16 protein-coding genes and 3 rRNA genes are annotated in these 25,658 nt (G+C 51.8%); 17 read left to right on the top strand and 2 right to left on the bottom strand.

Annotated elements, in window-relative coordinates; genetic code table 11:
- Window positions 1-4 precede the first annotated feature (4 nt).
- Window positions 5-256: an extracellular matrix regulator RemB gene (gene remB / locus MKX64_RS10225; protein WP_095266643.1), complete on the top strand. Its 252-nt coding sequence runs from the start codon at window positions 5-7 to the stop codon at window positions 254-256.
- Between the two features lie 26 nt (window positions 257-282).
- Entirely contained in the window at window positions 283-2,193 is a 1,911-nt protein-coding gene (gene gyrB, locus MKX64_RS10220; protein WP_095266642.1) for a DNA topoisomerase (ATP-hydrolyzing) subunit B, read from the top strand.
- 48 nt (window positions 2,194-2,241) lie between these two features.
- Here gyrB and MKX64_RS10215 read toward each other — a convergent pair whose 3' ends face one another.
- A complete protein-coding gene (locus MKX64_RS10215) occupies window positions 2,242-3,075 on the bottom strand; it encodes a YheC/YheD family protein (protein ID WP_095266641.1) in 834 nt (277 codons plus the stop codon).
- Window positions 3,076-3,507: 432 nt separating this feature from the next.
- Here MKX64_RS10215 and gyrA point away from each other — a divergent pair, with 432 nt between their 5' ends.
- From gyrA to MKX64_RS10155, 12 genes are all read left to right on the top strand, one after another.
- Complete coding sequence (gyrA, locus tag MKX64_RS10210; RefSeq protein ID WP_095266640.1) at window positions 3,508-6,000, top strand: DNA gyrase subunit A; 2,493 nt, start codon at window positions 3,508-3,510, stop codon at window positions 5,998-6,000.
- A gap of 165 nt (window positions 6,001-6,165) precedes the next feature.
- Window positions 6,166-7,998 carry a cache domain-containing sensor histidine kinase gene (locus tag MKX64_RS10205; RefSeq protein ID WP_095266639.1) on the top strand — a complete coding sequence of 611 codons (1,833 nt, stop codon included), beginning with the start codon at window positions 6,166-6,168 and terminating at the stop codon, window positions 7,996-7,998.
- Entirely contained in the window at window positions 7,995-9,533 is a 1,539-nt protein-coding gene (locus MKX64_RS10200; protein ID WP_341035723.1) for a helix-turn-helix domain-containing protein, read from the top strand. Before MKX64_RS10205 ends, MKX64_RS10200 begins: the two co-directional genes overlap by 4 nt.
- A 118-nt stretch (window positions 9,534-9,651) precedes the next feature.
- Window positions 9,652-10,923 carry an ABC transporter substrate-binding protein gene (locus MKX64_RS10195; RefSeq protein ID WP_095266637.1) on the top strand — a complete coding sequence of 424 codons (1,272 nt, stop codon included), beginning with the start codon at window positions 9,652-9,654 and terminating at the stop codon, window positions 10,921-10,923.
- A 29-nt stretch (window positions 10,924-10,952) separates the two neighbouring features.
- Window positions 10,953-11,837 carry a carbohydrate ABC transporter permease gene (locus tag MKX64_RS10190; protein WP_095266636.1) on the top strand — a complete coding sequence of 295 codons (885 nt, stop codon included), beginning with the start codon at window positions 10,953-10,955 and terminating at the stop codon, window positions 11,835-11,837.
- Complete coding sequence (locus MKX64_RS10185) at window positions 11,834-12,658, top strand: carbohydrate ABC transporter permease (RefSeq protein ID WP_095266635.1); 825 nt, start codon at window positions 11,834-11,836, stop codon at window positions 12,656-12,658. Before MKX64_RS10190 ends, MKX64_RS10185 begins: the two co-directional genes overlap by 4 nt.
- An 85-nt stretch (window positions 12,659-12,743) precedes the next feature.
- Entirely contained in the window at window positions 12,744-14,237 is a 1,494-nt protein-coding gene (locus MKX64_RS10180) for an alpha-N-arabinofuranosidase (RefSeq protein WP_341035722.1), read from the top strand.
- A gap of 354 nt (window positions 14,238-14,591) precedes the next feature.
- The gene (locus MKX64_RS10175) at window positions 14,592-15,704 is read left to right on the top strand and encodes an HD-GYP domain-containing protein (RefSeq protein ID WP_341035721.1); all 1,113 of its coding nucleotides are present in this window, start codon (window positions 14,592-14,594) and stop codon (window positions 15,702-15,704) included.
- Window positions 15,705-16,029: 325 nt separating this feature from the next.
- A 16S ribosomal RNA gene (locus MKX64_RS10170) occupies window positions 16,030-17,582 on the top strand.
- 308 nt (window positions 17,583-17,890) lie between these two features.
- Window positions 17,891-20,817 (top strand): 23S ribosomal RNA (locus MKX64_RS10165).
- Window positions 20,818-21,065: 248 nt separating this feature from the next.
- Window positions 21,066-21,182, top strand: a 5S ribosomal RNA gene (gene rrf / locus MKX64_RS10160).
- Together the 16S, 23S and 5S rRNA genes form the textbook arrangement of a ribosomal RNA operon.
- A gap of 323 nt (window positions 21,183-21,505) precedes the next feature.
- The gene (locus MKX64_RS10155; RefSeq protein WP_095267659.1) at window positions 21,506-21,928 is read left to right on the top strand and encodes a hypothetical protein; all 423 of its coding nucleotides are present in this window, start codon (window positions 21,506-21,508) and stop codon (window positions 21,926-21,928) included.
- A 192-nt stretch (window positions 21,929-22,120) separates the two neighbouring features.
- Here MKX64_RS10155 and MKX64_RS10150 read toward each other — a convergent pair whose 3' ends face one another.
- A complete protein-coding gene (locus tag MKX64_RS10150) occupies window positions 22,121-22,645 on the bottom strand; it encodes a hypothetical protein (RefSeq protein ID WP_095267660.1) in 525 nt (174 codons plus the stop codon).
- A gap of 237 nt (window positions 22,646-22,882) precedes the next feature.
- Here MKX64_RS10150 and MKX64_RS10145 point away from each other — a divergent pair, with 237 nt between their 5' ends.
- The 3 genes from MKX64_RS10145 to tmk all read left to right on the top strand — a co-directional run bounded on the left by MKX64_RS10145 (window position 22,883) and on the right by tmk (window position 25,638).
- Window positions 22,883-23,068, top strand: a complete 186-nt coding sequence (locus tag MKX64_RS10145; RefSeq protein WP_095267661.1) for a sigma factor G inhibitor Gin — start codon at window positions 22,883-22,885, stop codon at window positions 23,066-23,068.
- 136 nt (window positions 23,069-23,204) lie between these two features.
- Window positions 23,205-24,779, top strand: coding sequence for an aminotransferase class I/II-fold pyridoxal phosphate-dependent enzyme (locus MKX64_RS10140; protein WP_445670819.1), 1,575 nt, complete (start codon window positions 23,205-23,207; stop codon window positions 24,777-24,779).
- Between the two features lie 217 nt (window positions 24,780-24,996).
- The gene (tmk, locus tag MKX64_RS10135) at window positions 24,997-25,638 is read left to right on the top strand and encodes a dTMP kinase (protein WP_095267662.1); all 642 of its coding nucleotides are present in this window, start codon (window positions 24,997-24,999) and stop codon (window positions 25,636-25,638) included.
- Window positions 25,639-25,658 lie beyond the last annotated feature (20 nt).

The following is a 25,658-nucleotide window of genomic DNA, read 5'->3' as shown; positions in this document are numbered from 1 at the left end:
CCATATGTATATTCATTTGGGCGGTGAGAAGATCATTCGTTCGTCCGAGCTGGTTGGGATCTTTGACATCTCGATTGAGAAGTCCTCGAAGATTTCCAAGCAGTTCGTCACGCATGCCCAGCAGCATAAGGTGGTGGAGCGGATTGGCGAAGAAGACCCCAAGTCGATTGTGGTCACGAAGCAGATCGTTTATTACTCTCCGATCTCCTCTGCGACACTTAAGAAGCGAGCTAGCCAGTTTGTAGCTCAGGCATAACAGAATCTGTAGAAGTAGGTGAAGGCATGTCTATGAATCAACCAACTTATGATGAGAATCAGATTCAGGTGCTGGAAGGACTCGAAGCCGTCCGGAAACGGCCGGGGATGTATATCGGCTCCACCAGCGCCAAGGGTCTGCATCATTTGGTATGGGAAGTAGTGGACAATAGTATCGACGAAGCGATGGCTGGCGTATGCGATACGATCGAGATTATTGTGCACGAGGATAACAGTGTCACGGTGATTGACAATGGTCGCGGCATCCCGGTCGGCGAGAACGCCAAGCTTAAGAAATCGACGCTTGAAGTCGTCATGACCGTGCTTCATGCCGGCGGTAAATTCGGCGGCGGCGGATACAAAGTGTCCGGCGGTCTGCACGGGGTTGGCGTATCGGTTGTGAATGCTTTGTCGACCCAGGTTGTCGTTCAGGTTAAACGCGACGGCCATATTTATCAACAGGAATATCGCCGCGGTGTTCCGCAATACGATATCAAAGTCATCGGCGACACGGAGGAGCATGGCACAACCGTGACGTTCCTGCCGGATCCGGAGATTTTTACGGAAACGACCGTTTTTGATTACAATACGCTGCTGACGCGCATCCGGGAGCTGGCCTTCCTCAACAAGGGCATCAAGCTGACCTTGAAGGATGAGCGCACCGGTGCCTTCGATTCGTTTAAATACGACGGCGGAATTATCGAGTACGTCCGATTTTTGAACGACAAGAAGGAGGCTCTGCATGAGGAGCCGATCTATGTGGAAGGCGCGCGTGACAATATTCAGGTTGAAATTGCGCTGCAATACAACGACAGCTACACCGAGAATATTTACTCGTTTGCCAACAACATTAACACGCACGAGGGCGGTACGCATGAATCCGGCTTCAAGAGTGCGTTGACGCGGATCATTAACGATTACGCCCGCAAGACCGGCGCGATCAAGGACAACAACGGCAACCTGTCCGGGGACGATGTGCGTGAAGGATTGACGGCGATCATCTCGGTGAAGGTGCCGGAGCCGCAATTCGAAGGTCAGACGAAGACCAAGCTCGGCAACAGCGAGGTGCGCGGGATCGTTGAATCCTTGTTCGCCGAGAAGCTGCAGGAGTTCCTGCAGGAGAACCCGTCGGTGTCCCGCCGCATTCTTGACAAGGCGCTTCAGGCCTCCCGCGCCCGGGAAGCCGCCCGTAAAGCGCGCGAGATGACGCGGCGTAAGAGCGCCCTCGAAGTGAGCGCCCTGCCGGGCAAGCTGGCAGACTGCTCCTCGAAGGATGCCTCGATCAGTGAGCTGTACATCGTCGAAGGGGACTCCGCCGGCGGATCTGCGAAGCAGGGCCGGGATCGGCATTTCCAGGCGATCCTGCCGCTGCGGGGGAAAATCCTGAACGTCGAGAAGGCGCGTCTGGACCGCATTTTGTCCAATGCGGAGATCCGGGCGATCATCACCGCGCTTGGCACCGGCATTGCCGATGATTTCGATCTGTCCAAGGCCCGTTATCACAAAATCATCATCATGACCGATGCCGACGTGGACGGTGCCCATATCCGCACGCTGCTGCTGACGTTCTTCTACCGCTACATGCGCAAGCTGCTGGAAGCGGGATACGTGTATATTGCCCAGCCGCCGCTCTTCAAGATCGAACGCAACAAAGTGGTGCGGTATGCAGGCAGCGAGAAAGAGCGGGATGAGATCATTAAGGAGTTCGGCGAGAATGTGAAGCTGAATATCCAGCGTTACAAAGGTTTGGGTGAGATGAACGCCACGCAGCTGTGGGAAACGACGATGGACCCTGAGAGCCGGACGATGCTCCAGGTTACCATCGAGGACGCGATGCTCGCAGATACGTTGTTCGACACGCTGATGGGTGACAACGTGGAACCACGGCGTGACTTTATCCAGGAGCATGCCAAGTCGGTGCGCAATCTGGACGTGTAAATATGCCCTGTCCCTTACTGCCCTCAAGCAGTAAGGGATTTTTTTGTGCTAGCGGGCCTTTTTGGCGTCAGGCAGCTTGCGGCCGTAGGCCTGCGCATATTTTCTGACCGTGTTGTAGATGCTGGGGTCTTTGAAGAATTTCTTGAACGGAAACAGAGCCGGTCTAGTATTTACCTCGAGAATCCAAATGTTCCAGCGGCTGTCAATCGCCACGTCGAGTCCGATCTCCTTGAGACGGGGATATGATTTTTGCAGCTGGGCTGCGACGTTCACCCCCAGTATTTTCAGCTCCTGACGGATGTTCTCAATCTCCTCCGCGTTCATATGCTCCGACATCAGCGTTTTGAAATGCTTGACGATGCCGCCGCTGTGATGGTTAGTCACAATTTTGTTCTTGGCTGCGACGCGGCCGATGATGCCCGTGGTTGCCCATTGCCCCGTCGGCGTTTTCTGCGTCAGCACCCGGAGGTCGAATGGCCGGCCCTCGAACCTCAGCAGGTCTATGCCCTGCTGAGCAAGATATTCGCGCTTGTTGATCAGCGACTTTAGCGTTTTGTGCAAGGCTTCGATGGAGGAGAAGGTCTCCTTCTTCTGTTCGTAACGAAGCCTGTAGGAAGGGGAAGCGGATTCCGCGATGCTCTGGCTGTCCTGAAGATCACTGTTCTCGGAGGATTTCTCCGGCGGAACGATCTCAACGGACATAACGCCAATCCCGTAGGTTCCACGGTCGGGCTTGATGTATACCACCGTATGTGCGGCGAGCAGTTCTCTAAGGGCCTCTATGGAATAGCGGCGGGTTGTAGGAATGTAAGCGGCAATCCCTTTGTTCTGGAGAAGTATTTTCGTTTTCGCCCACTTGCTTGCTACGCGCTGTATAGCCAATGATCTTCATCCTTTCCGTTGATTTCGTGCTCCAGCTGTTCCGATGCTCAAACGAACCTAAGTGTATACTCGTGACAGGAAGTACTCCCGGGCGCGGCTTCATCAGCCGATATAAGGTCTTATCGCGCCTCCGGCAAGTCCTGCCGCGTGAAAACATAGGACAAGAAAAACAAATAGTGGTATAATATACAGATGTGATGATTCGAAATACTTTGCACTGCATTGTATGTGAAAGGAAGCACGGAGGACAGGGCGTATATCCCGACTTCCGGTACAAAAACATACATTCACACAGCCAAGCGCTGGGTTTAATTGTGAACGGTTTGTGAAAGTAATATAATAGAAAATGGTGCATTTATAGTTTTCTGATCATTATTCTGCTTTTTTCATATAGAGCAAGGCTTGGTTGATTGAAAATGAAGGAGGTCCAGCATGGCGGAAGAAAATTTCTCCCAAATCAAAGATCGGGACATTGGTGAGGAGATGCGCGAATCCTTTATGGATTATGCGATGAGCATCATTGTCAGCCGGGCTTTGCCAGATGTGCGGGACGGAATGAAGCCGGTTCACCGTCGTATTCTTTATGCGATGTCGGAACTCGGCATGGCCCCGGACAAACCGTACAAGAAATCGGCAAGGATCGTTGGCGAGGTTATCGGTAAGTACCATCCGCACGGTGATTCCGCGGTGTATGAATCCATGGTCCGGATGGCGCAGGACTTCTCCATGCGTTACATGCTCGTTGACGGTCATGGTAACTTCGGTTCCATTGACGGAGATATGGCAGCGGCAATGCGGTACACGGAAGCCCGTTTATCAAAAATTGCGATGGAAATGCTGCGTGATATTAATAAAGAGACGATTGATTTTGCACCCAACTATGACGGTGAGGAGCATGAGCCTGTCGTTCTGCCTGCCCGCTTCCCGAACCTGCTTGTTAACGGGGTCTCAGGGATCGCGGTCGGGATGGCCACCAATATCCCGCCGCATAACCTCGGTGAGGTTATCGATGGCGTTCAGGCGATGATTCGTAATCCGGATATTACACCGATGGAGCTCATGGAATACATTCAGGGCCCGGACTTCCCGACTGCGGGTTACATTCTGGGACGCGAAGGCATCCGTCAAGCTTATCGTACGGGCCGCGGCTCTGTCACGATGCGCGCCAAGGCAACCATCGAAGAGAACAACAACAAAGCGCGTATCGTTGTGCACGAGATTCCGTATCAAGTGAACAAGGCGCGCTTGGTGGAGAAAATCGCTGAGCTCGTTCGGGAGAAGCGCATAGACGGCATTACCGATCTGCGTGATGAATCTGACCGTAACGGCATGCGGATTGTCATCGAGCTGCGCCGGGACGTCAATCCGAACGTTGTGCTGAATAACCTGTATAAGCATACGGCGATGCAGTCCAACTTCGGGATCAACATGCTGGCGATCGTGAACAACGAGCCTAAAATCCTGAATTTGCGCGATGTTCTGCATTATTATTTGGAGCATCAGGTATCGGTTATTCGCCGCCGTACTGAATTCGAGCTGAAAAAAGCCGAGGCCCGCGCGCACATTCTGGAAGGTTTGCGGATCGCGCTGGATCATCTGGACGAAGTCATCGCCCTGATCCGCGGATCGCAGACGACGGAAGCCGCACGCGATGGCCTGATGGAACGATTCGGCCTTAGCCAAGAGCAGGCCCAGGCCATCCTGGATATGCGCCTGCAGCGTCTGACCGGACTCGAACGCGAGAAGATCGAGAGCGAATATCAGGAGCTGCTGCTGCGCATCGCAGAGCTGCGTGAGATTCTGTCGAACGAACAGCTTGTTCTCCAGATTATCAACGACGAGCTGCAGGAGATCAAGGAGCGTTTCGCTGACGAGCGCCGCACTGAAATTACGGTGGGTGAGGACAGCATTCTGGACGAGGACCTGATTCCTCGCGAGGAAGTGGTCATTACGATTACGCATACCGGTTATGTGAAACGTCTGCCGGTCAATACGTATCGAAGCCAGAAGCGGGGCGGCCGCGGGGTTGTCGGGATGGAAACGAAGAGCGAGGATTTCGTTGAGCATCTCTTCGTCACGAACTCCCATCATTACCTGATGTTCTTCACGGACAAGGGTAAGGCTTATCGCCTGAAGGCCTACGAGATTCCAGAGCTAAGCCGGACCGCTCGCGGCACGCCGATCATCAACCTGATCCAGATTGAGCAGGGAGAAACGGTCAATGCCGTCATTCCGGTGGAAAGCTTCGATATGGATAAGTTCCTGTTCTTCGCTACCCGTCAGGGTGTCGTGAAGAAAACGCCGCTTGAGGATTACGTCAATATCCGCAAGGGCGGTCTGATCGCGATTAATCTGCGCGAAGACGATTCCTTGATCGATGTGAAGCTGACCGACGGCCAGCAGGAGATCATCATGGGTACAGCCCACGGCATGTCGATCCGCTTCGAGGAGAGCGATGTGCGTTCTATGGGACGCAGCGCGACCGGTGTGAAGGGGATCACCCTGGACGAGGGCGACAGCGTCATCGGCATGGACGTTGTCGATCCGGAGCTGGATATCCTGATCGTCACGACCAAGGGCTACGGCAAACGGACACCAGCAGGTGATTATCGTGTGCAGACCCGCGGTGGTAAAGGGATCAAAACGATCAGCATCACCGAGAAGAACGGCCCTGTCGTTGCTCTGAAGGTGGTAAAATCGGAGCAGGATCTGATGATCATTACAGCGACGGGCACCCTGATCCGGACCAGCATCGAGGGCATCTCCTCCATGGGCCGGTATGCTCAGGGCGTCAAGCTGATTAATATCCGTGAGGACGACTCGGTCGGCACGGTATGTCATGCAGATAAGAGTGATGAACCGGATCACGAAGATGAGGATGGCGGAGACCATCATGACGAGATGGAAACGCCAGAGTCTGAATAAGCCTTCGTTTTATCTAGAGCATAGAGAGCATGGATGCGCCCAGCATCTGTGCTCTTTTATTTTTATATTGAATGACAATGGTTTGTCTTGATAGGCTTTACTTATGGTATATTGATAGCGTTTACTTTCTCTTGGAGAGATTATGACGAAATCGGGGTTTATGGCATGAAGAAGATGATGCACTTTATACGTAATTTTGTTCTGGAAAAAACGATTTACCGGACCTTCCTGATCTATTATCTGCTTGGCAACATGCTGCTGCTTCTGCTGCTCGGCATTCTGTCGATTCGCGATTCCACCCGTATGATTACCGAAGAGGTCATACGTTCAAGCAATAAGGTGATGGAGCAGGCGGCCCAGGGAATCAGCTTCTATCTGGAGGAGACCAAGCGGTCGCTGCTTGTTCTGGCAAGCAATCAGTCGGTGGGAGCCATTCTCAGGCAGGACGAGATTCCCGACATGGCTTATCTGCTTCAACATGAACGGAACATCTCGGAGATCATGCAGAGTATCAACACCTACCAGTCGCTCATCAGCGATGTGCTGATTCTGGGCAAGAACGGCTATGTGAATAATTTGAATGCGCGCAGCTCACTCTGGTGGGATTATCCCTTTACCGAACAGACTTGGGCCCTGGAGTCGTTCGAGTCCCGGCAGGGGGACTATTTCTTCAGCCTCGGGATTCATAACCAGGACTACTACATGAACTCGGACATTTCCCGTTACGGAAAGCCCACGTTATCTGTGGCGATGCAGGTGAAAGGATACCGCCGGGAGGTACTTGGCTCGGTTATCGCGAATCTGGACTTGCAGAAAGTGAACAGCATGTTTGAACGCAGCATGTACCAGAGTCAGGCGAACATCTTTATGATCGACGAGCACCGGCGGATTATCGTACATCAGGATAGTGCAGAAATTGGCCAAACGATGCATTTTGCAGGCATCGATAACATCTATCTTGAGAAATCAGGCAATTTCCGCGAACAGCTATTTGGGGAGGAACATCTGATCATTTACCAGCCTACTGTGATTGAAGGATGGATGATGATCTCTGCGATCCCCATGACGGAAATTACGAGCCAGTCGGCTCCGCTCAAATCCAATCTGAACCGCATTTTATATCTGTGCCTTGTGCTGAACGTGCTGATCAGTCTGGCGGTAACCTTCCGGATATCCCGTCCGCTGCAGGGACTGCTGCGGACGCTGAACAAAATCGGAACCGATGACATGCTGTACATCCGAAACAAAAACTATCAGTACCGGGAGATCAACATCATTGGCACCAAATTCAAAGAATTAATGGACCGGATCGACCTTCTGATCCAGCAGAACTATTTAACACAAATTGCTTTGAAGGAAGAAGAGCTGAAGGCGCTGCAGGCACAGATCAACCCGCACTTTCTGTTTAATACGCTACAGCTTCTGCAAACCGAGATTGTATGCGGTAACATTGAGTCCTCCAACCGGATTGTGCTGTCGCTCAGCAACCTGTTCCGGTATTCGCTGCGGCAGACCGGCGAACTGGTAACGCTTCATACCGAACTGAAGCAGTTGAATGACTATTTATACATCATGAACAAGAAATACGATGACCGTATAACCGTGAAGCAGCATATTCCGGATGAGGACGTGCTGCAGGTGAACATTCCGAAGCTCCTGCTCCAGCCAATTGTAGAGAACTGCATCCGGCATGGATTTGGCGAAGATCGCAGAGAGGGGACGATATGCATCAGCGCTGTCAAGGTGAAGAAGGGGCTCCTGATTGCCATTGGCGACACGGGCGAGGGGATGGACAGACAGGAGCTGAGAGCCCTCAGGCAGCAGATTGAGAAGCCTGATCAAGACGTTGGAAACATTGGCTTGTACAATGTCAATCACCGCATCAAGCTGAACTATGGCAGCGATTATGGTCTTCGGATTCGCAGCCGCAGGCAAGCCGGCACCTGGGTATATCTCGTCGTGCCTGCCCGAAGCAGAGAAGGGGGGAGAACGGAATGAAATTACTGATTGCGGATGATCAGAAGTCTCTGCATACTTTTTTGGACAAAACGATGGACTGGACTGCGCTTGGCATTACCGAGAAGAAGCATGCTTATGACGGTCGGGAAACCTTACAGCTACTAGAGGAATTTCTGCCGGACGTGGTCATTCTTGATATTCAGATGCCCTATATGACCGGTATCGAGACGTTGCGGCAGCTGGATGAGACGGTTAAGAAGCCTAAAACGATTATTCTGAGCGCTCATGACGAATTCAGTTATGCACGGGACGCTCTGAGGCTCGAAGTGTATCAATATTTGCTTAAGCCGGTAGATATCGTGTCACTGACAGCCACCATTCAAGAGCTGCTGAGCACCATTCAAGAAGAAGAGATATCTAAGCTGTCCCGGGAGTTCGGGAAGCTTGTGCATACCAGGACGCTGGAATCGGCAAGCATCGCTAAGGTCAAACGGGCCTTAAATCTGCTGCAAATTCAGTATATCGCTGTCCTTGATCTGTTGAATGCCGCGGATGTAAGCGAATCTCAGCTCCGGGAACAGTTGCTCTGGACGAGCTCAGTAATTCCACCGATCATCTATCGGAGAAGCCAGGATTATTACAGTGTTCTGGTTGGACTGGACAGCATGATGGACATGGATCAACTGAAGGAGCTCTCCCGGCTGGTTGGTGCCAGCGGACGGGGTCAGACACAGGAATTAGCGCAGTGCCTACAAGATATCCCGGTTATGATCGGCGTCAGCCCGCTGATGGCAGTTACCGGTGATTCCGCTCACAGATTGCTAGAGCTGGTGAAGAGAAGTGAAGAAGCGCTTATGGCAGGCTTCTATACCGATGATCCGGTCAACGTATACGGAGAGGTGGTTGTTTCGCAAGAATGGCGGATGGCGGACTTCCAGCCAGTCGAACAGGCTTTCCGGGAGATGGTCGTCCATGATTTCAATCTTGAAGCGGCCAAGAAGCTGAGTGCAGATCTGTTCCGTCAAATCCGCAGTTTGCAGATCCACCCGGAAGGCGTATATTCCATCGTGCTGCATATGCTCTACGCGATCGCCCAATCCAGCCCCCGCATGGCGGGAACGACAAGCGGACGGCATACGATGGCTATGGAGGATCTGAGGCAATGCCGCCATGTGACACAACTGGAGCAGCTGTTCAACGAGTTTCTTACCAGCATTGCGGACAGCATCAAGGGTGTGAATCCGGCGGTAGACTTAATGATGCGGATCAAGCAGTATATCGATCTGAATTATGGCGAGGATCTGTCCTTGCAGGTCATCGCCGACCGGTTCGGGATTGACAAGTTCCAGCTCAGCCGCTTATTTAAACAGGAGATGGACATCAATTATTGGAACTATGTCCTTCAGGTCAGAGTAGAGAAGGCTGCTGACTTGCTGATACGCACGGATGAGAAGAACAGCCTGATCGCTTCCGTTACCGGTTTTGTGGACGAGAGTCATTTCAGCCGAACGTTTAAGAAGTACTACGGGATGTCCCCTAAACAGTACCGCCAGTCCCGTCAGAATGATCATTAAGCTGCGCAACGAAATACAAGAAATTGCGCAACAATATGAATTCAACCAGTCACGGAATAGAGGTAAGCTTGTAGTCGATGAAAGTGCTTACAACAATCCAAAGAGGGGGACGTTACAAGTGAAAAGAAAGTCACTGCTGTTCGTGGTGGTTATGCTGGTATCGGTCATTTTGGGGGCGTGCGGGAGTAATAATGACTCGGCTACGGGCAATAACGGAAGCGCTTCCGAACCCAATCAAGTGAAATTGAGTATTCTGGCGTGGAACAATGAGTCAGAAATGAAGCCTGTTCTGCAAGGCTTCCAGGAGAAGTATCCGCATATTACCTTTGACTTCCAGTTCGCTCCTCCAGTAAGAGACTATATATCCAAGCTGCAGACGATGCTGCTGTCAGATTCGGCTACCGATATTTTTATGATTGCGGCAGAGAATCGGAATGAGATTATCGATGGAGGGCATGCGCTTGATCTGACGGATTATCCGTTTATGGAGGTAATGCTCGACAGCAACAAACCGATGTTGAGCAAGGACGGAAGAACGTACGCCTTCACCCAAAACGGCTGGGTAGGCGGATGGTTCTATAACAAGGCGCTGTTTGAGCAAGCGGGCATTACAGAACTCCCGCAGACCTGGGATGAGTTCGTGGAAGTATGCCTCAAGCTGAAAGAGGCGGGCATTATTCCACTGTACGACAATATGCAGGATTTAACGCAAGTGCACTCTGCTTTGTACGGAAATATGGTATTGTCCCAGGATCCTGAATTCGATGACAAAATCTTCGCCGGAGAGAAAACATTCGCCGACGGATGGACGGAAGTGTTCAACGTATGGAAGCGGGACCTTATTGATACAGGGATCCTGACGCCGGATATGATCGGTCTGACGGGTGAGCAGGTCGAAAGTGAATTTGCCCTCGGCAATGTGGCGATGTTCTTCAGCGGACCTTGGGTGCTTGATAAGCTGGATCAAACGCCGGACCTCGACTATGGTGTTATGGGGCTGCCAGGATTCGAAGAGGGTCAGCGCTATTATGTAGGTGCGCCGGGTGTCGGCTTCGCAGTAAACAGCAAAACACCGCGCCAAGAGGAAGCTCTGTTATTCCTGGAATACTTGAGCAGTGAAGAGGGGCTGCAGCTGTTCTATGAAGGCACCGGATTGATTATGACAGCCGAAGGATTTGAAGCGGAAGTTCATCCTGCGCTGCAGCAGGCTTATGAAGAAGGATTGATCGAGGGCAATATCTATCTTCCGATGGTGACATGGCCAAGATATCAGGAAGCGTTAAGAAACCAGTTCGTGGTCTCCACGCAAGATGTGGCTGTAGGCAAGATTTCAGTGGATGAAGCCATTCAAGCCATAGATAGAAAATTTGAAGAAATGGAGAACTACTAAGGGGTAACGCGCCTGAAAGGAAGATGAACATGGGTAAATTTATGCGTCAGCTGCAATACCAGGTGTTTCTGATTCCGATTCTGGTAATCTACACATTGTTCACGATCTATCCGCTCATCCGTTCATTTACACTGAGCCTGACGAATTTCAACGGGTATTCGAACAATTACGATTTTATCGGATTAAGAAATTATGCCAGACTGTTTGCCGATCCGGCGATTATGTCCGGGATTTCCTTCACCGTACTGTTTGCGGTAGCAACGACAGTGCTGGTAACGCTGCTGGCGATTCCGCTGGCGCTCATCCTGGACCAGAAATTTCTGAGTAAAAATGTGCTCAGAGCGGTATTCTTCTTCCCGTCGATACCGAGCGGATTGCTGTTGGCCTTCGTCTGGGGCTTTATCTTTGCCCCGGTTCCTTCGGGAATCTTGAATACCATCCTGCGCGAGCTGTTCGGCAGCGGACCGCAGCCTTGGTTATCGGATCCTGTATTGGCCAAAATATCGACGATTGTGGTTGCTGTATGGGCGGTGACGGGTTGGCATGCCATCATTTATCTGGCCTTTCTGCAGTCCATTCCTCGTGATTTCTATGAGGCGGCATCCATTGACGGGGCCAGCAGATGGCAGCAAATCCGGTATCTGACGATACCACTGCTTGCCCCAGCCATGACGGTCAGCATTCTGCTGCTGATTACGAACGGACTGAAGGTATACGAAATTCCGTTTGCTTTGACGAATGGAGGTCCTGGATTCGAAACGCACACCATTACACACGTTATTGTGCTGCGAGGGATCTCGGAAGCCCAGTTTGGTCTGGCTTCGGCCATCTCCGTCGTCTTCTTCCTGATCGTGCTTGTGATAGGCTTCCTGCAGTTCAATCTGATGCAACGAAGGGAGGAACGCATGCAATGAGACAATCAAACCGGAACCATTGGCTGCTTGACGTCCTCATGCTGCCGATCGGGTTGCTGATGTTCTTCCCCTTCTACATCATTATTGTCAACACCTTCAAGACAGAGATGGAGACACTGAGAAGTCCGCTAAGCTTGCCTACGGAGTGGGTGTTCTCGAACTATGCCAGAGTGTTTGAGGAGACGCCAATCCTGCGCAGCTTCGGCAACAGCTTGTTCCTCACTGTAACCTCCGTCGTCCTGATGGTTCTGATCGGAGCAATGGCGGCATACCCCATGGTATACAACCGCACCCGCTTGAACCGGATGATTATGGTATACCTGCTGCTCGGGTTCATGGTTCCTTTTCAAACTCTGCTGGTGCCATTATTCCAGCTCATGACCCAGTTTCGGCTGATCGACAGATTGTATGGGCTTGTCACGTTGTATCTGGGAGGCTCGGTATTCGTCTTCTTCCTGATACTTGGTTACATGAGGACGATTCCGAAGGATCTGTCGGAGGCAGCGACGATCGACGGATGCTCCATTCAGGGCATCTTCTGGCGAATTATTCTGCCGCTGCTTAAACCGATCACGGTAACCAGTGCCGTATTTCAAACCATGTGGATCTGGAACGACTTCTTGTCCCCGATGCTGTTTCTCAGCACTCGGGAGAATACAACGCTTGTTCTGGAAATTTACAGAGCCAAGGGAGAGTTTACCGTTAACTGGCCGATGTTCATGACAATGACGGTCATTACGCTGATCCCGGTATTCATCTTCTTCATCTTCATGCAGAAGCAGATCGTGAAAGGTATCGTTGGCGGAGCGGTCAAAGGATAAGTGACTGTTAGGCCATGCCCGTCTCCACAAGGCTGGTGGAGACGGGCATCTGTGCAGGTATCCATATTAGGAGGTTGTTGATAGAATGGCCCATCAAGCAATAATTAATGTAGATATGCCTAAAGGCATCATTAATCGAAATATATATGGTCATTTTGCCGAACATCTTGGCAGATGCATTTATGAAGGAATATGGGTAGGGGAGGATTCACCAATCTCCAATACGAAGGGAATAAGGAACGATGTCCTGGCTGCTCTGAAACAGCTTCAGATTCCGGTATTGCGGTGGCCGGGCGGCTGTTTCGCTGATGAATATCACTGGAAGGACGGCATCGGTCCAAGAGATGAGCGCAAACGGATGGTGAACACCAACTGGGGCGGCGTGATCGAGAACAATCACTTCGGTACGCATGAGTTCATGCTGCTGTGTGAGCTGCTGGAATGTGAACCTTACATCTGCGGCAATGTCGGCAGTGGGACCGTGCAGGAAATGTCCGAGTGGGTTGAGTATATGACGTTTGACGGCGAGTCTCCGATGGCGGACTGGCGGCGCGATAACGGCAGAGCAGAGCCGTGGAAGCTGAAATATTTCGGGGTAGGCAACGAGAACTGGGGCTGCGGCGGCAATATGCGGCCGGAATATTATGCAGATCTGTACCGTCAATATCAGACATACGTAAGGAACTACGGGGACAACAAGGTGTACAAAATCGCCGGTGGAGCCAATACCGACGATTACAACTGGACGGAAGTGCTGATGAGCAATGCCGGTGCGTATATGGACGGACTCAGCTTGCATTATTACACGGTTCCGGGCGATTTTTTCCTCGGCAAAGGCTCTGCGTTAGGGTTTCCGGAGGACGAATGGTTCATGACGATGAAGAAAGCGCTGTATATGGATGAGCTGATTACGAAGCACAGCGAGATTATGGACAAGTATGATCCGGAGAAGCGGGTCGGTCTCATTATCGATGAATGGGGAACCTGGTATGATGTGGAGCCAGGCACCAATCCGGGCTTCCTGTATCAGCAGAATACGATCCGCGATGCGCTGGTGGCCGGCCTGCATCTGAACATCTTCCATCACCACGCGGATCGTGTACAGATGACCAATATCGCGCAGACCGTCAATGTGCTGCAGGCAATGATCCTGACGGAAGGGCAGGATATGCTGCTGACGCCTACCTATCATGTGTTCAATATGTTTAAAGTGCATCAGGATGCAGAACTGCTGCCAGTCGCATCTTCCTTCGGCACCTATGAATATGAGGGGCACCGTCTGCCACAGGTCACCGTATCCGCATCACGAAATTCCGCAGGTGCTATTCATATCAGCTTGTGCAATATTGATCATCAACAGAAGGCGGACCTGAAGCTGGAGCTCCGCGGCATGGATGCCCTGCATTCAGCGGTAGTGTCGGGCAGCATCATTACCGCAGACCGGATGGATGCGCATAATACGTTCGAGCATCCGAATGCTGTGCAACCGGCGCCGTTCACCGGCGTTGCAGTTGAACAAGGAGCGCTTGCGGTCCAGCTTCCGCCGATGTCGGTTGTCACCATCTCCGTTCAGCCATAAGGATGTGGGGCTGAACCTGTTCAGTGAAACGACAGCTTCTTCTCGACGCTTAACGATGATAGAAGCCGAAGCGATTGTAGGGTGGCTCAGAAGAGAATAGAGGAAGTTACAATCAGTCATAAGACAGCATCCCGGTCATGTGCCAAGGCAGATATGACCGGGATGCTGCTGCATTTTGCAGGATTCTCGTACTGGATGGATTTCGCTCAAGAGCAGCTCGGGAATTGTGATATCGAGATACTATCTTGGAAACCGATATTGTGCAGGCCGAGGGACAAGAACTATAATATGGAATAGGAATAAGGTGATGAAGGCTGCGCGGCAGTCCGAAGAAGATGGAGAGGGCAATGAATCATGACGATCATAACCGTTAGTGATTTACAGATCGGTATCAAGCTGGCTGAAGACGTATACACGCCTTTGGGCGGCCTTTTAATGCAAAAAGGAAAGGTTCTTCTTCCCCGTGATATTGAGGTGCTTAAAGCTTTTATGGTGGAGCAAGTGACGGTGGAATCTGTCGAAGGGGACAGCACGAGAGTGCCTACTGTGAAATCAGCGGGACAGAAGCCGTCCTTGCTGTTCAGTGAGCAGCCTCAAGCGAGTGCCGAGGAAGAGTCGTCAGCCCGGAAGGAACAATCTCTGCATGAGGAATATGACAAGATGCTGGCCCTCATTAAACGATGCTATCAGTCTGCCATTACCGGCGAGCTTCATATGTATGAAGTACGGCGACAAATGCAGCAGCTTCTTGAGCATCAGAAGGACTATTATGCGCTCAAGTTCATTCCCCGCGTGACGAACAGGCACGATTACCGGTATCACCATGCCGTTCTATGTGCGCTCTCCTCGTACAAGCTGGCGCAGTGGGTTGGTCTTCCGGAGAAGGAATGGATGCAGGTTGCATTTGCAGGACTGCTGCATGACATCGGGAACGTGAGGATTGACCCGATTATCCTGAACAAGCCATCCAAGCTGACACAGGAGGAGCAGGAAGAGGTGCGCAGGCATACGACGTACGGTTATCAGATTTTGAAAAATGTAGCGGCTGTAAATGAAGGAGTTCGGCTTGCAGCGCTGCAGCATCATGAGAAAGTCGACGGAACAGGCTATCCCCTTAAACTGGAGGGAAGCCGAATTCATATGTATGCCAAAATCGTCGCCGTAACCGATGTGTTCCATGCGATGACTCTCGATAAGTTCCACCGCAACGCACAGTCATCTTACGCCGTGCTCGAGCAGCTCCATCTTGAATCCTTCGGCAAGCTTGATCCGATGCTGGTGCAGACCTTTATTCAAAGACTGACCTCGTTCCATCACGGCATGAGGGTACGCCTCAGCAATGGAAGCCTGGGCGAGATCGTATTTACGGATAGCAAGCATCCAACAAGACCGATGGTTTCCGTACACGGGGAGATCGTGAATCTGGCTCAGCAGCGTCATCTTTTCATACAGGAAGTTATTTACTAGTGTTTATGAATTGACCTGAAGGAAATGCTATGTTATATTATTTCTTGCCGCTTTAAACGGCAGCAATCATCGCCAGAATAAATGTTCAAAAAAAAAGCTTGCAATGTGAATCTGGTTGTGATATATTATAAGAGTTGCTGATGCGAACGAGATTCGCCGGTAACGAAGCAGTTGATCTTTGAAAACTGAACAACGAGTGGGTAAAACGAACCGCTTCGGCGGGGAGTTATGAATAGAGAATTGAACAAATTCTCGTCAGTTTTGAAATGAGCTACAAACTCATCGGTTGAATGCTTTCTTGGAGCAATCCAGAAATGTTCGATCTTTATTGGAGAGTTTGATCCTGGCTCAGGACGAACGCTGGCGGCGTGCCTAATACATGCAAGTCGAGCGGAATCGATGGAGTGCTTGCACTCCTGAGATTTAGCGGCGGACGGGTGAGTAACACGTAGGCAACCTGCCCTCAAGACTGGGATAACTACCGGAAACGGTAGCTAATACCAGATAGGATATTTGGCTGCATGGCTGAATATGGAAAGGCGGAGCAATCTGTCACTTGAGGATGGGCCTGCGGCGCATTAGCTAGTTGGTGGGGTAATGGCCTACCAAGGCGACGATGCGTAGCCGACCTGAGAGGGTGAACGGCCACACTGGGACTGAGACACGGCCCAGACTCCTACGGGAGGCAGCAGTAGGGAATCTTCCGCAATGGACGAAAGTCTGACGGAGCAACGCCGCGTGAGTGATGAAGGTTTTCGGATCGTAAAGCTCTGTTGCCAGGGAAGAACGCCAGAGAGAGTAACTGCTCTTTGGGTGACGGTACCTGAGAAGAAAGCCCCGGCTAACTACGTGCCAGCAGCCGCGGTAATACGTAGGGGGCAAGCGTTGTCCGGAATTATTGGGCGTAAAGCGCGCGCAGGCGGTTCTTTAAGTCTGGTGTTTAAACCCGGAGCTTAACTTCGGGACGCACTGGAAACTGGGGAACTTGAGTGCAGAAGAGGAGAGTGGAATTCCACGTGTAGCGGTGAAATGCGTAGATATGTGGAGGAACACCAGTGGCGAAGGCGACTCTCTGGGCTGTAACTGACGCTGAGGCGCGAAAGCGTGGGGAGCAAACAGGATTAGATACCCTGGTAGTCCACGCCGTAAACGATGAATGCTAGGTGTTAGGGGTTTCGATACCCTTGGTGCCGAAGTTAACACATTAAGCATTCCGCCTGGGGAGTACGGTCGCAAGACTGAAACTCAAAGGAATTGACGGGGACCCGCACAAGCAGTGGAGTATGTGGTTTAATTCGAAGCAACGCGAAGAACCTTACCAGGTCTTGACATCCCTTTGACCCCTCTAGAGATAGAGGTTTCCTTCGGGACAGAGGAGACAGGTGGTGCATGGTTGTCGTCAGCTCGTGTCGTGAGATGTTGGGTTAAGTCCCGCAACGAGCGCAACCCTTGATCTTAGTTGCCAGCACGTAATGGTGGGCACTCTAAGGTGACTGCCGGTGACAAACCGGAGGAAGGTGGGGATGACGTCAAATCATCATGCCCCTTATGACCTGGGCTACACACGTACTACAATGGCTGGTACAACGGGAAGCGAAGCCGCGAGGTGGAGCCAATCCTAAAAAGCCAGTCTCAGTTCGGATTGCAGGCTGCAACTCGCCTGCATGAAGTCGGAATTGCTAGTAATCGCGGATCAGCATGCCGCGGTGAATACGTTCCCGGGTCTTGTACACACCGCCCGTCACACCACGAGAGTTTACAACACCCGAAGTCGGTGGGGTAACCGCAAGGAGCCAGCCGCCGAAGGTGGGGTAGATGATTGGGGTGAAGTCGTAACAAGGTAGCCGTATCGGAAGGTGCGGCTGGATCACCTCCTTTCTATGGAGAATCGCTCTCTGCAACGAGAGCATTCAAACACACGGTCAGCGCAAGCTGCCGGATCGACTTTACATCGTAAAGTCACCACCCACTCGTTGATCAGTTTTGAGAGTTCAACTCTCAAACAGCAGTTGCATTGTAACTGCGTTGATCCTTGAAAACTAGATAACGAAACGAATTTGCGTTTTAGAAATATCCTTTTAGCTGAACTTGTGTCACAACAAGTTACTAAAGTAGTAGAACGGAATGTTTGCATGATGAACGACTTTTGGCAACAAGGGAAGAGAATCAGGCAAACATGAAGTGAAGGTTAAGCTACTAAGAGCACACGGAGGATGCCTAGGCGCTAGGAGCCGATGAAGGACGTGGCGAACGACGAAATGGCCTCGGGGAGCTGTAAGCAAGCTTTGATCCGGGGATGTCCGAATGGGGAAACCCGGCTGGTGTAATAACCAGTCACTCACAGCTGAATACATAGGCTGTGAAGAGGCATACCCAGGGAACTGAAACATCTAAGTACCTGGAGGAAGAGAAAACAAGAGTGATTCCGTCAGTAGCGGCGAGCGAACGCGGAACAGCCTAAACCGAAGAGCTTGCTCTTCGGGGTTGTGGGACGTCTCACATGGAGTTACAAAGGTTTAGATTAGTTGAACAGGTCTGGAAAGGCCGGCCATAGAAGGTAAAAGCCCTGTAGTCGAAAATGTGAACCCTCCGAGACGGATCCCGAGTAGTGCGGGGCACGTGAAACCCCGTATGAATCTGCCAGGACCATCTGGTAAGGCTAAATACTCCCTAGCGACCGATAGTGAAGCAGTACCGTGAGGGAAAGGTGAAAAGCACCCCGGGAGGGGAGTGAAATAGAACCTGAAACCGTGTGCTTACAAGAAGTCAGAGCCCGTTCAATGGGTGATGGCGTGCCTTTTGTAGAATGAACCGGCGAGTTACGTTCCCATGCAAGGTTAAGGCGAGAAGCCGTAGCCGCAGCGAAAGCGAGTCTGAATAGGGCGAATGAGTATGTGGGCGTAGACCCGAAACCGTGTGATCTACCCCTGTCCAGGGTGAAGGTGCGGTAACACGCACTGGAGGCCCGAACCCACGTACGTTGAAAAGTGCGGGGATGAGGTGGGGGTAGCGGAGAAATTCCAATCGAACTCGGAGATAGCTGGTTCTCCCCGAAATAGCTTTAGGGCTAGCCTCGGAATGAAGAGTCATGGAGGTAGAGCACTGATTGGGTGCGGGGCCCGCAAGGGTTACCAAGCTCAGTCAAACTCCGAATGCCATCGACTTATGTCCGGGAGTCAGACAGTGAGTGCTAAGATCCATTGTCAAAAGGGAAACAGCCCAGACCATCAGCTAAGGTCCCCAAGTGTGTGTTAAGTGGGAAAGGATGTGGAGTTGCACAGACAACCAGGATGTTGGCTTAGAAGCAGCCACCATTTAAAGAGTGCGTAATAGCTCACTGGTCGAGTGACTCTGCGCCGAAAATGTAACGGGGCTAAACACACCACCGAAGCTATGGCTTGATGCTTGCATCAGGGGTAGGGGAGCGTTGTATACAGCATTGAAGGTGTACCGTAAGGAGTGCTGGAGCGTATACAAGTGAGAATGCCGGTATGAGTAACGAAAAGATCAGTGAGAATCTGATCCGCCGAAAGCCCAAGGTTTCCTGAGGAAGGCTCGTCCGCTCAGGGTAAGTCGGGACCTAAGGCGAGGCCGAAAGGCGTAGTCGAAGGACAACAGGTTGAAATTCCTGTACCACCATAAACCGTTATGAACGATGGGGGGACGCAGGAGGGTAGTGACGCGGACTGATGGATGTCCGTCCAAGCAGTGAGGCTGATGTGTAGGCAAATCCGCACATCGTTAAGGCTGGGCTGTGATGGGGAGTGAAAATTACAGTAGCGAAGGTCATGATCTCACACTGCCAAGAAAAGCCTCTAGTCAGGTGAAGGTGCCCGTACCGCAAACCGACACAGGTAGGCGAGAAGAGAATTCTAAGGCGCGCGGAAGAACTCTCGTTAAGGAACTCGGCAAAATGACCCCGTAACTTCGGGAGAAGGGGTGCCTCGGTAGGGTGAATAGCCCGAGGGGGCCGCAGTGAAAAGGCCCAAGCGACTGTTTAGCAAAAACACAGGTCTGTGCGAAGCCGTAAGGCGAAGTATACGGGCTGACGCCTGCCCGGTGCTGGAAGGTTAAGGGGAGCGGTTAGGAGCAATCCGAAGCTGTGAACCGAAGCCCCAGTAAACGGCGGCCGTAACTATAACGGTCCTAAGGTAGCGAAATTCCTTGTCAGGTAAATTCTGACCCGCACGAATGGCGTAACGACTTGGGCGCTGTCTCAACGAGAGATCCGGTGAAATTTTAATACCTGTGAAGATGCAGGTTACCCGCGACAAGACGGAAAGACCCCATGGAGCTTTACTGCAGCTTGATATTGAATTTGGGTACGATCTGTACAGGATAGGTGGGAGCCTAGGAAACCTGAGCGCCAGCTTGGGTGGAGGCGCCGTTGGGATACCACCCTGATCGTATCTAGGTTCTAACCTGGTGCCCTTATCGGGTACAGGGACCGTGTCAGGTGGGCAGTTTGACTGGGGCGGTCGCCTCCTAAAGAGTAACGGAGGCGCCCCAAGGTTCCCTCAGAATGGTTGGAAATCATTCGAAGAGTGCAAAGGCATAAGGGAGCTTGACTGCGAGACCCACAAGTCGAGCAGGGACGAAAGTCGGGCTTAGTGATCCGGTGGTACCGCATGGAAGGGCCATCGCTCAACGGATAAAAGCTACCCTGGGGATAACAGGCTTATCTCCCCCAAGAGTCCACATCGACGGGGAGGTTTGGCACCTCGATGTCGGCTCATCGCATCCTGGGGCTGAAGTAGGTCCCAAGGGTTGGGCTGTTCGCCCATTAAAGCGGTACGCGAGCTGGGTTCAGAACGTCGTGAGACAGTTCGGTCCCTATCTGTCGTGGGCGTAGGAAATTTGAGAGGAGCTGTCCTTAGTACGAGAGGACCGGGATGGACGTACCGCTGGTGCACCAGTTGTTCCGCCAGGAGCACGGCTGGGTAGCTACGTACGGAAGGGATAAGCGCTGAAAGCATCTAAGCGTGAAGCCCCCCTCAAGATGAGATTTCCCAATTCGTAAGACCCCTTGAAGACGACGAGGTAGATAGGTTGGAGGTGGAAGTGCAGCAATGCATGGAGCTGACCAATACTAATCGGTCGAGGGCTTATCCTAAAAGCTTTCTGAAAGAAAGCTCGCTACGGAAGCAAATGCTAAGTTTTCCAGAGGAAAACTCACTTCGGAAGCGATACGCTTTGCATCGGAGGAGTACTTTGGGGGCAATGCTACGGATAATATAACGCAAATCGTTTCGTATCTAGTTTTCAGGTGATCAAAACATCTGAAATCAAGCTGCATGTCCTTTATAAGGATTGATATTTTCTCGCAGCGATTTTGAGAAGCGGAAGCTTCGAAAAATCATGTCTGGTGGCGATAGCGGAGGGGTTCCACGCGTACCCATACCGAACACGACCGTTAAGCCCTCCAGCGCCGATGGTACTTGGACCGAAGGGTCCCGGGAGAGTAGGACGTTGCCAGGCGAAGAACCACTGTCGAAGTAGTCGACGGTGGTTTTTATTTTTTTATTAAGATATGTTTGATCACCGTACTTTCATTTATTCAGCCGAACTGTTATATAACATGGCTCTTCAAAAGGTGTGAACAGATGAAGATTTTGTTACCGATATAACAAAGGAAATCAGTATAATAGAATTAGTTATATTCGGGCATATGCGGGCTGATGTATTTTACCTGTTTGCGAAAAGCAGTAGGTATGTAGCCTGAATGCAGAGATTCTCCTTATACCATTACCTAAGAACTACACGCAGCACACGGTATAATGAGGAGAGGAGGAAAAATTGCGATGCTTAAAAGCCGGCGGCACGTAGCTGGTCTTATATGCGCTGGTACGATATTATTGACCAGCTCTGCCTGTGGAACCCATGCTGAACCCAGCTGGAATTCCTTCAATGGCGCGGCTAACGTCAAATCGTTCCCCGTCCCGAGAGAAGCTAACAAGACGGAACAGACGTCAGGCAATACCGAGTTGGATTACGTACGTTACGCACTTCCTGGCATAAAGGAAGGAGACGATATACCAGAACCCTATTTGAACGAAATCGAGTCCTGGGGCTGGAAGCAGCGGAAGGATGATTCTGGCGCCTCCCTCGTTTTTGAGAAAGGAAACAGTATCGTTCATCTCACGGTTCATGACGGGTATCTGATCATCATGGTACCCAGTCAGACGAAGAAGCAAGCCATCCAAGGCTTGGAGAGCAAGAAATAAAAGACCTCTTTCGGGCTTCGAAATGAGGTCTTTTTCTATGTTCATGATTCATTCGGAGAATGAAAAAGGGAGCTCCCGCGCGGTGAGGAGTTCCCTTTGCTGTTTTCAGAAATGCGGCTTATCTTCCGGCGTTCGCCGGGATATATGTTGTAAGATGAGCAACATGGTTTTCAAAGGTTGGAAGACAGCGACCTATTGCTTGTAATAGGAAACATCCTCCGCATTGAATTTTAACATACCGTCCTTATACTTCATGCTTAAGCGAACGAGGAAGTAGAAACGCGGCAAAAGAAGCCACAGATGCCAGAATACCAGAGATAGCGTAAATAACGGAGGCGTCCACAGGGCCACCAGGGCGTACAGGCACAAGCCAATCCAGCTTGTATGCTGCTGTACGGTGAGGAACACCCGCCGGCTGATGTGCTGGTCCGGCATATAGCCCGGCCAAGGAAGCCGGAGCTGGAACCGCCACCTTTTCGTATAATTGCGTCCCATCAGAAGCAGCGCCGAGTGACCTATGAAGTATTGAATCCACAATACGATGGGGATGGCCATCAGCATGTACGGGATCGTGCTCCAGGACACAGCAATAATCCCTGCCACAGCCGCGATCAAGGGTAGCATCAGATAGAGGGCCAGCAGGGTCTTGGTCATCGGAATTTTTTTTAATAATCGGTATTGATAAAAGGTGGCTTGACCGTGCGGTTGTTCTGCCATCGGGCGTAGCTGTCCTCCTTTGTCTATGATGATCCGGTAGAGCTAGTTTGAAACATTGCTTTTATGTATTTTATCGGTAGAAGCGATATTATTATTAAGCACCAAAAAAGGTACAGACACAAGCGAAATGTCACCGACATATACATAAAGCGTAACAAAGAAATCCTATGAAAAGGTTTAAAATAATAGAAACTGTGCCATACTAATAGGAAAAGGAACAAGGTGGGGTGGTTATCAATGGAAGAGCTGACCGAACAAGTCTGCATCGTTTGCAACCAACCTAAAGCGGAAGGCATTACGATTGTTTCGCAATTCGTATGTGAGGACTGCGAATCCGAGATTGTGCATACCAGTGCGGACGATGCAAAATATCATTTTTTTATTCGGCAATTAAAGCAAATCGTCATTCCGAAAAATGTTTAATAGTGAGACCCTGTGCATAGGCCCCTGATGAAGAGGCCTTTTTTGCTGTCTATGGGTCATTTGCGGTCTTTGCCATAGGCGCAGATGCCAATTTGCGATAAAATAGGGTAGATATTATAATCCGAAGGGAAACGCAATGGGGAGTATGAACAAGCATCAGGCACCGCTCCTAGAAGCGCTGCTGCGTTATAGAGAAGAAGGGAATGTCTCGCTGCATGTTCCCGGACATAAAAACGGCAAGGCCTACGCAGGCGTACAAGAGGCGGATCTGCTCCGCGAGGTCATGCGGATTGATGTTACGGAAATTACAGGGACGGATGATTTGCATCATCCGGAAGGTGTCATTCGGCAGGCACAGCAGCTTGCTGCGGATTGCTTTGGGGCTGAGGAGAGTTATTTCCTCGTAGGCGGCAGCACGTCAGGCAATCTGGCGATGATCCTGACCGTGTGCACAGCACCGGGGGATCTTCTGCTGGTGCAGCGGAATGTTCATAAATCGGTATTGAACGGATTGATGCTCGCCGGAGCACAGGTCGTATTTCTCCAGCCGGAGACAGATGCAGGCAGCGGCCTTGCGGTGGCTCCTTCGGAGGAGACGGTGAGACAAGCTCTGGAGGCTTATCCGGAGGCCAAGGGCGTGCTGGTGACGATGCCGAACTATTACGGCATGGGAAGCGACTTGAAGCCTCTGGCGGCAGCCTGTCATCAGCATGGGGTTCCGCTGCTCGTGGATGAAGCCCACGGCGCGCATTTCGGACTGCATCCGATGCTGCCGGATAGTGCGCTCTCCTGCGGCGCTGACGCTGTCGTACAGTCCACGCACAAAATGCTGGGGGCCATGACGATGGGGGCGATGCTGCATGTGCAGGGCGAGCTGCTGGACCGCAAGCTGCTGCGGCAGCGGCTGGCCATGGTGCAAAGCTCAAGCCCCTCCTACCCGCTCATGGCCTCGCTGGATCTGGCCCGCCGCCAGCTGCACGCGCAGGGCCAGGACGCCTTCACGGCCGGCCTGGCCGCCGTGGACGCCTTCCAGCGCGGGCTCGCGCAGCTGCCGCGCTTCGGGCTGCTGCAGCCGCCGCAGCCCGCAACCCCCGCCGCCGGCACGGCCGCAGCCGGCGGAGCAGCCCCGCCGCCGGGGCCCAGCAGCGCCCGGGCGGCGGCGTATACCCGCCAGGACCCCTTCAAAGCGGTCATATATGACCGCACCGGGGCCCTTAGCGGGTACGCACTCCAGCGCGCACTCGAAGCGCGCGGCTGTGTGCCGGAGATGAGCGACGAGCGGCGCGTCGTCCTGCTCTTCTCCCTGGGATCGACACTGGAAGATGTCAATCACCTCTTATGGGCTCTTGTGCATATTGTAAAGCAGGAGCCCGAGCTAAACCTGGATGACATCGATCGAGCCGCACCTGCCGCTCCCGATGTTTCCACGTGGAACATTTCAAGCGGCGAGCGTTCGTATTCATCGCCCGTCTCGTTCTCTCTCCAGCCTGCCGATCCGCAGAAACTTGAAGCTATCCGCGTGGAAGAAAGCGCAGGACGCGTGGCTGGCGAGATGGTCATCCCTTATCCGCCGGGCATCCCGGTCCTGTATCCGGGCGAGGTAATCACAGGGCCGATGGCCTCGCGATTAATCCGTCTTCGAGATGCCGGCGTCAAGTGTCAGGGTACGGCCGACCCGGACATGGACACGATCGTTGTCTATAAGGATTAGACCGGGAGGGAAGCCCTCGACATGACAGCACCAGCCATTGAGACAGTAGAGAGTCAGAAAGATATAGAAAAGATACCGAAGCATACACAGAGACACAGAGAGGGATAAGCGCCCAAGAAGGCATCTAAGCGTGCCCCTTAAGATGAGATATTCCTAGTCACGTAAGACACCTTGACTAACATTTCAAGCCTAAATCATCATGAAAGCAGGATTGTCGATGAACAAGCACAGACCGTTATTTATCACCATCGAGGGTGGAGAAGGATCAGGAAAAACGACGATGATCGGCAGATTGTCTGCGTATATGCAGAACCGATCCATGCCGTATCTGATTACCCGCGAGCCGGGCGGCATCGACATCGCCGAGAAGATCCGATCGATTATCCTAGATCCGGAACATACCGCGATGGACGCACGGACGGAGGCCCTGTTGTATGCTGCAGCCAGGCGTCAGCATCTCGTAGAGAAAGTCGAGCCCGCATTGGAGCAGGGAGTCACGGTGCTGTGCGACCGGTTTGTGGACAGCAGTCTCGTATATCAAGGATATGCCCGGGAATTGGGTATAGAAGAAGTATGGAGCATTAACGCCTTTGCTATCAATCAGCGGATGCCCGACTTGACGCTGCTGCTGGATATCGAGCCAAGGGCAGGCATGTCCCGGATTCTGATGAATGCCGAGCGCGAAGTGAATCGGCTGGATATGGAGAGTCTGGCGTTTCATGAAAAGGTCAGGGAAGGTTATCTTCAGCTGGCCGAGCGGTTTAAGGACCGAATTCGTTTGATTGATGCTTCCAGACCTCCAGAGCAGGTCGAACGGGAGATGATTAGACATCTGGACGCGTTTTTAAAGGATTTTTGAGGGTGTTTGTCAAATAATAA

The organism is Paenibacillus sp. FSL M8-0334, from assembly GCF_038000405.1.
GTDB lineage: Bacteria > Bacillota > Bacilli > Paenibacillales > Paenibacillaceae > Paenibacillus_AQ > Paenibacillus_AQ campinasensis.
Note: the sequence above shows the minus strand (reverse complement) of the source record. Positions and strands in the feature narration are given on the sequence as shown.